The sequence below is a fragment of the Lentilactobacillus dabitei genome (assembly GCF_019061365.1).
Taxonomy (GTDB): domain Bacteria; phylum Bacillota; class Bacilli; order Lactobacillales; family Lactobacillaceae; genus Lentilactobacillus; species Lentilactobacillus dabitei.
Genome location: NZ_JAHPPD010000106.1, coordinates 1 through 7,846, shown reverse-complemented (window position 1 = coordinate 7,846; position 7,846 = coordinate 1). Strand labels below are relative to the sequence as shown.

Below are 7,846 nucleotides of genomic sequence, written 5' to 3'. Positions count from 1 at the left end.
GGTTGAATACCGGATTCACAACGACCAGTTATGTGCCTAAAAATTATTAAATATTATCTCCAACTATTGGGGTTCACTTCACAACCAGAATGCATGACTTTTTTTGGCTTAAATTTTGGGATCAAATTGCCTTTCGTCTCAATCTCTTAGGCAATTTAGTGTCATGATTTATGAATCATTAAGGAAGTCTAATACTTATTGAAAAACATATAAAAATAGTTGAAAGTCGACTATTATTTATTGAAAATCAATAAATAATTGGAGGCCATATTTTGAAAATTAAAACACTGTTCCTAAAGTTATCGTTAGTCTGTATTGGGATAATTATTGCGTTGCTCTGCGGCATCGCATTTCCCCGGACGTTAGGAAAATTAAGTGATATCTACCCACAAATTGGTTGGGAATTATATGTATTTGCTTTTTTCCTATACCTATCCGCGGTATTTTTCTACATCGCTGAGGGATATGCTTACCGAATTCTTCAATTAATTGATCATGATAATGTTTTCTCTGGCCAGGCGCTCCAGGCAATTAAGCGAATTAAGTATGCATTGGCGGGGATGGGGATTTGCTACATTCTTTTCCTGCCAATGGTTTATCAGCTTGCCATTGCTGAAGACGCGCCTGGATTGGTTTTGATGATGGCGATTGTTGCAATGATTCCGTTCGTTGTGTCCGTCTTCGCAGCAATTTTGGAAAAATTACTTGAAAAGGCAACTCAATTGAAACTTGAAAGTCAATACACGGTGTGAGGTGAGAAAATGGCAATTGTGGTCAATTTAGATGTGATGTTAGCAAAACGAAAAATGTCTGTTACGGAACTATCTAAGGAAGTTGGCATCACCATGGCGAATATTTCAATTTTAAAAACTGGCAAAGCCCGGGCAATTCGGTTTTCGACCCTTGATAAACTGTGTGAGGCGCTGATGTGCCAGCCGGGTGATTTGTTGGAGTATCGGGAATAATTACTCGTTGGAACATGATTGTTGTGAGCGGTAGAGGCTCGGAAATTCGCTGACGAAAAATCACTATCGAGACGTGATGGCAATTCCAAACCGATTTTGAATCGAGTGAGTGTATTGAATTTAAAATAATTTGGTAAGAAAATAGGCCAAAATAAAACTGGTAGTCAGGATCGAATAAAAAAACCCATGACTACCAGTTTCACGTTGATTTTAGAACTTACCTATTTGATGTCTGAAGCACCTATCCAGGATCGCATCACCCAGTAATTTGCCATTACATTGAGTAAATGCGCTCCGACGCCCCTAATCCCTCCTGCATAAGTTAAAGGGTCCAACGATGAACAAAAGGCGTTCACCATTGGACCCTTTAACTTATGCTCCGGGATCACCCAGGGCTTGTCGCGCTCTACTTCAGATAGCCTCTCCAAATCCAGCCACCATGGTTTCCCGTGGTGCTCTTGACATGATAATAAATTGCATAATGACCGCTATTCTTCTTATATAATTTCTCATGCGCATCGGTGACCCAAGTGACGTTTGGTAATGCTGAATTATACCCGTAACGAGTGCCAAGATGCTTGGAATAACGCGCTCCCTTGGTGGTCGTATAGTAATGTCTGCCCATGTTCTTTCACCAAACCAACTTAACCGATGCAGACCGCGAAGCCGAATATTGTTTGCCGGCTGATGGACCCGGTACCAAGACAACTTGGGGCTTCTTTGATGCATGGGTGGAAGTTGGCGTCGTGCTGGATGCACTCGATGAACTTGCGGCACTGCTACTGCTTGAGGAAGACGACGTGGCAGTACCTGATGTATTAACGGTTCCTGAATTTAAGTAGTAATCATTATTCATTGAGCTGACATCCAGATTCTGGTTGATACTTGGGAAGCGGTAATCAGATGCCCACTGCCAGGCATTGGCGTTGGGATATTTGGAGCCGCTGGGCTGGTTCGGATAGTCAGCAATCCAGCCAGCATTCGTCGCATTGGTATCAACGTGAACTCCGAGCCAACTTGCCATCGTGTACAGATCGGTCTTATTGTAACCAGCTTGGTTCAATGCGGCGTCAAATGCTGCCAGGTTGGCATCATTGTCAGCTTTTGACACTTGCGCCAGTTCACTTGATTCAAAATCGGTGACCATGACAACGTTGGTCGAACTTGTCACTGATTTCACAGCGTTAATAAAGTTTTGAGCTTCGGCTTGAGCTTGGTCAGTTGAAGTAAAGTGAGCAAAATGATAAAAATTGATGCTTAAGCCAGCTTGTTGGGCGTATTGCACCTGTTGGGAAAGGTATGGATTCGCATATCCCGTTCCTTCTGAGGCTTTAATCGTGACGGCTTTAACCCCGTTTGAGGCCAGGGTTTGATAATCAGCGGCGGTTAAATTGCCCTGCCAGCTGGAAACATCAACCATGTCGGTTTTTGGTAAATTACTTGAAGGATAAAGTGCGGCGTTTGCATTAATCGAACTACCCATTAATATTCCGCCTGCAACTAATCCTAAAATTGCCAAACCAGATTTTCGGTTTATTTTCATACTTTTTCACCCTCATTTAAGTATTGTGTTCACTTGTGATACTAACACGAATAGCCGGTTTACAGAAGAATTTCCACTTAGATTTATCCTTTTTGCGATCTAATGAAAAACGCCAGTAAATTAATAGTAATACTCCGGCGGTAATTGTAATCGTTGTAATATTATTGGCATCTGGTGGGTACTAACTCGCCACGCAATTACGATTAAAATAAGTTGGAAAAATTAGGAGCGAATCACCTGACCAGCAAATCTGGTTTTTAAAAATTTCATGATAAATTCCTCTATTTATTCAGGAATATCGCCATTTTCCGGGATATAGTCAATCGAATCAGCAATCCGCTTTGGAATTGGAATTTGTGGGTCAACGTGGGGATTGTTCAGGTGAATCAAATTATAAGACTTGCGGTATTCACTTGGAGAGAGGCCCATTTCACTCTTGAAGCGGCGCATAAATACCTTTGGATCATTGAAGTATGAATTATCAGCAACCTGTTTGATTGGCATTTCTGTCCGAACAAGTAATAAGGTGGCAACCTCGATTTTGACGTGATTCAGATATTGAAGTGTCGTCATGCCGGTGTAGCGTTTGAATAATCGGGTTAGGTAATCAGGATTGAGGTGGATCCGATCGGCAATTCCGGCAACCGTCAAGGTGCTGGACATGTTGGCCCGGATCCACTCCTTCATGTAATTGATGCGGGTGCTATCCTTACTAGCATCGGGGCGATTAAAGTAAGATTTGTATAGTTGAATCAATAAAGCAGATACAAGGTAATCGCGCTCTTCAATAAAGGATAGCTCATTGTGGATTGACAAGATCTGATGAATGAGAATGGTTGCTTCTTCATAATCTTGGAGCTTGAAATACATTGGTAAAAAAATTTTGCGCTTCTTACTTTGCTTGGCCTTCACTTCGGCCGTCATGATATCTTCATCCGAATTCACAGTATCTTCTTTGTGCTGTGAGAAAAAGTGCAGCCAGTAAAAGTCAACGTCAGCTGGGGAATCTTGATACCCATAAAATGTGGTAAATGGCGGAACAATCAGAACTTCATGAGGTTGCAGTGTATACCGCTGGTCGTTGATTTGAAGATAAACCGGTCCTTTAATACACAAAATTAATTCATAATCGCCTTTATGATACATTCTGCGATGACGCCAAGGCCCATGGGCAACAAACTCACCTCCCTTGTAGTATAGAAGTGTTTTTTCTAGTGTAAATGTGGAAAATAACATCATAAACGCCTCCCTAACACTTAATCGGAAATAGTCACCAAACATCCATAAACGGGTCAAGTAAGCAAATGTCGGAAATGAGTGCCAGATATCATAAAATTATGCATAAAGGCATTTCATAAGCGACTTATTAGTAACTCATAATAGTAACTGGTCGGATTACATCACCTGTTTTGCTATTATAGCCCTTTTTTTCTGTTTTGAAAACGGTTACTATTTAACTTGTAAATAGGAAATGGATAGGAAATAGTTCTTTGGGCGGAGGAATCTTTGATAGAAAGGAAGTTGAAAATCATGTCGATGGCTAGTCCAACAAGAAGTTCACCTCCTTGAATAATGATCCTCAAATTTAGGAATTAGCTGGATGGTTTATTTTAATCGTAAATGAAAGCGGTTAAATGAATTCTATATATGCGCCGGTGGTTTTCACCATGAGTTCAAATGCAAAGGTTGACGCCAATATGGCGAGTACTCAAGCATAGTGATGTCGTTTACAATTAATTAACAATACCTTTAGGAGGAAATATTAAAATGCAAGTTTATTCAACGCCAAAATTAAATAGTGTCAAAGTTACTTCAGACTTTTGGAAACGCTATCGTGAACTCGTCGTTAAAGAAGTGCTTCCTTATCAATGGAAAGTGATGAACGACGAAGCTGATATTTCAATTTCTGAAGATCCCCAAAACAATGGTCAAGACATAAATAGTCATGCCATTGCCAACTTAAAGATTGCGGCTGGGCAGATGAAAGGCCATCACTATGGCTTCCCATTCCAAGATACCGATGTCTATAAATGGTTAGAGGCGGCAGCTTACTCATTTGGCTACCACCCAAATCCAGATCTCAAGAAGATCACTGATAATTTGATTGATTTGATTGCTGATGCCCAAGAAGACGATGGCTATCTCTCAACCTACTTCCAAATTGATGCACCCGAACGTAAATTCAAGCGCCTGCAACAGTCCCATGAACTTTATACAATGGGTCATTACATTGAAGCTGGTGTTGCTTACCATCACGAAACCGGCAATCAAAAGGCCTTGGATATTGCAAAGCGCATGGCTGACTGCATTGACAAGAACTTTGGCCTAGAAGAAGGCAAAATTCACGGTTACGATGGTCACTCAGAAATTGAACTTGCGCTTTCTCGTTTGTACGAAGAAACCGGCGAGAAACGTTATCTTGACTTAGCTCACTACTTCTTGAATCAACGGGGTCAAGACCCAGCCTTCTTCGATAAACAGATTAAAGCTGATGGGGATAGCCCTGACCGTGATCTAATTGCTGGGATGCGTGACTTCCCTCGGGAATACTACTTGGCCGCAGAACCAATCAAGGATCAAAAGGTGCCTCAAGGTCACGCGGTTCGCGTTGTTTATCTTTGCACAGGAATGGCTTACGTGGCTCGTTACACGGGTGATAAGGACTTACTTGCAGCCTGTGATCGTTTCTGGAACGATATCGTTAAACGGCAAATGTACATCACTGGGAACATTGGTCAAACCACGAATGGTGAAGCATTTACCTACGACTACGATTTGCCAAACGATACCGATTATGGTGAGACCTGTGCTTCAGTGGGAATGTCATTCTTTGCTCGGCAAATGTTAAATATTCACGCCAAAGGTGAATATGGGGATGTCCTTGAAAAAGAATTGTTCAACGGTGCCTTGAGTGGCATGGCACTTGACGGCAAGCACTTCTTCTATGTAAACCCACTTGAAGCTGACTCAAAGGCCTCAAAAGGTAACCCAGGTAAATCACACGTCTTGACTCATCGGGCTGACTGGTTTGGCTGCGCTTGCTGCCCAGCTAACTTGGCTCGGCTAATTACCTCTGTTGATGAGTATCTGTACACCGTTAACGGTGACACCATCTTGTCACACCAATTCATTTCAAATGAAGCTGAATTTGATGATGGCTTGAAGATTGTTCAAACTAACCACTTCCCATGGAGCGGTGACATTCACTACGAAATCGAAAATCCTAACGACAAGTCATTCAAGTTAGGCATCCGAATTCCGAGTTGGTCGGCTAACTTTGACTTAGAAGTGAACGGTTCTGCTAAGGACTTACCTGTAGAAGACGGCTTTATCTATCTTAATGTTGATGACAAGTCATTAACCATTGATTTGAAGCTTGATATGGATGTGAAATTCATGCGTGCAAGTAACCGGGTTAGCGATGACTTTAATGAAGTTGCCATTCAACGTGGGCCAATCGTCTACGCTGCAGAACAGGCTGACAACCAGGCACCACTTTCGCTTTATGAAGTCACCCCAGGCGCTAAGACTGAATATAAGTATGATGAAAAGCTTTTAGATGGTGTTGGCGTTGTGAAGGTTACCGCCAAACGTCAAAAGATCGATGACGACAATGCGCCACTATATGTTGATGCGACCAAGCCGGTTGATTCTGACTCGACTGAACTTACCCTTGTACCATATTATGCATGGGCTAACCGTGAGAATGGTCAAATGAGGGTTTGGTTGAATAAGTAACCCAAGATTGATTAACTGAATACTTTAATTCAAGGAATCACTGAAAAGAGCAAACTTTTTGGTGGTTTCTTTTTGTATGAGAATACAATTGTTGACTAAAAACTAATGGATAGTCCCATTTTTCGGTAGCCAATGTAAATTTTCCTTAGTTTTGACAATGCTTATATCGATAATGAAAGCATAATATCGTTTTCATTATCAAAAAATCTCATCTTCCTATATCACTTATGACCGTTATGCCCTATAATACTAGTGATTATGAGGAATTATTGGAGTGATCCGATTGGCTGTGGGATTTGATTTGGAGGCAATTAATTATGAAAACTATGAAAACAAGACCTGAAATGGTAGCTTTTTCCATTTTGGCATTATCATTACTACCGATGTCGACGGGGGCAACTGCCGCAACGGCAGAATTATCGGTGACAATCCCATCGTTTACGATGGCAGTATTCATTGTGATTAGTAGCTTCATTATTAAAAAGATCGGCACCAAGAAGATCGTTCTCACTGGAACAGGGCTAACTGCATTAGGAGCGATTGTTTCGATGGCGGCGCCAAACATCAGTTTTCTATTGGCCGGGCGGGCTTTGATGGGAATCGGCATTGGATTATTCAACGCCCTTTGTATTAGTTTGATTGATCGTCTATACAGCGGCCAAAAACGGGAAAGACTGCTTGGGTTCCAGAATACCTTTCAGGGCCTTGGGGCTGCTGGGGGTGCACTAGCGGTGGGACTCATCTTGATGGTTGCAAATTGGAAAATGGCATTTGGCTTTTATCTGATTAGTATTCCATTGTTCCTGCTGTATCTGATATTTGTTCCCGAAATCAAATTTGATGATGAAGATGTTCAGGATGCCCAGAAAACTGATTCCAAAGTACCATTAACTTCTAAGTTCCAGTTTGGTTATTACTGGATTGTGTTATTCATTGTCATGGTCTTTTATATGACAGTTAATGTGAAGCTCCCTTCATATATACTAAATAATAATTTTGGTTCTTTGGCCGTCGGATCTAGTGCCGTTGTTATTCTGTCAATTGGGACAATAATCGGTGGCTCGATTTATGGGATGGTTTATGCCGTTTCAAAGCAGTTTACTTTGCTACTTTCAATTTTCATTGAAGCCGTGAGTGTTTTCGCAATTAGTGCTGCTGGGTCGTCCTTGACCTGTCTCATCGGTGCCTTTGGCGTAGGCTTCAGCTTTGGTCTCTTCATTCCATTCATTTTTTCGAAGGGACTGTCATTTGTGCCTCAAAAATATAGCAATGATGCAACGACGATATTGATGGTCAGCACCAATTCTGCTAACTTTCTCTGTCCATATGTTAGTAAACTGATTAACGTGGGCGGGACAGATCATAGCCTGTTCTTTACGGCTGGCATCATTGCGACGGTTGTATGCATCGTTGAGTTGGCCAAAATATTGGCTAATAATAAACCAAGAATTTCAAGACAGACAATCTAATGATCTAAGAGATTTTTTCTGTTAGATGACCTGTGATGATCTGCAAAGCAATCTAAGAAGCTGTCCAAGATCTATGATTTTTGATATACTTCTATGTAAAAAGCGAGTTTAAGCTATGAAAAATTATCCCA

7 protein-coding genes are annotated in these 7,846 nt (G+C 41.4%); 4 read left to right on the top strand and 3 right to left on the bottom strand.

The genetic code is table 11. From position 1 onward, the window contains the following. Nucleotides 1-272: 272 nt before the first annotated feature. Nucleotides 273-752: a DUF2975 domain-containing protein gene (locus KTE19_RS12135; RefSeq protein WP_249778658.1), complete on the top strand. Its 480-nt coding sequence runs from the start codon at nt 273-275 to the stop codon at nt 750-752. Nucleotides 753-761: 9 nt separating this feature from the next. After that, a complete protein-coding gene (locus KTE19_RS12130) occupies nt 762-965 on the top strand; it encodes a helix-turn-helix domain-containing protein (RefSeq protein ID WP_054748295.1) in 204 nt (67 codons plus the stop codon). A gap of 406 nt (nt 966-1,371) precedes the next feature. Here KTE19_RS12130 and KTE19_RS14070 read toward each other — a convergent pair whose 3' ends face one another. The 3 genes from KTE19_RS14070 to KTE19_RS12120 form a co-directional block, all read right to left on the bottom strand. After that, nucleotides 1,372-1,590, bottom strand: a complete 219-nt coding sequence (locus KTE19_RS14070) for a hypothetical protein (protein WP_249778511.1) — start codon at nt 1,588-1,590, stop codon at nt 1,372-1,374. A gap of 6 nt (nt 1,591-1,596) precedes the next feature. After that, on the bottom strand, nt 1,597-2,508 hold the full coding sequence (locus tag KTE19_RS12125) for a GH25 family lysozyme (protein ID WP_249778512.1): 912 nt from the start codon (nt 2,506-2,508) through the stop codon (nt 1,597-1,599). 285 nt (nt 2,509-2,793) lie between these two features. Then, the gene (locus tag KTE19_RS12120) at nt 2,794-3,744 is read right to left on the bottom strand and encodes an AraC family transcriptional regulator (RefSeq protein ID WP_217164970.1); all 951 of its coding nucleotides are present in this window, start codon (nt 3,742-3,744) and stop codon (nt 2,794-2,796) included. Between the two features lie 531 nt (nt 3,745-4,275). On the opposite strand from KTE19_RS12120, the gene KTE19_RS12115 reads away from it, so the two are divergent. Continuing rightward, entirely contained in the window at nt 4,276-6,246 is a 1,971-nt protein-coding gene (locus KTE19_RS12115) for a glycoside hydrolase family 127 protein (RefSeq protein ID WP_217342383.1), read from the top strand. A 317-nt stretch (nt 6,247-6,563) separates the two neighbouring features. Then, nucleotides 6,564-7,715: an MFS transporter gene (locus tag KTE19_RS12110; RefSeq protein ID WP_249778657.1), complete on the top strand. Its 1,152-nt coding sequence runs from the start codon at nt 6,564-6,566 to the stop codon at nt 7,713-7,715. The last annotated feature ends 131 nt before the right edge of the window (nt 7,716-7,846 follow it).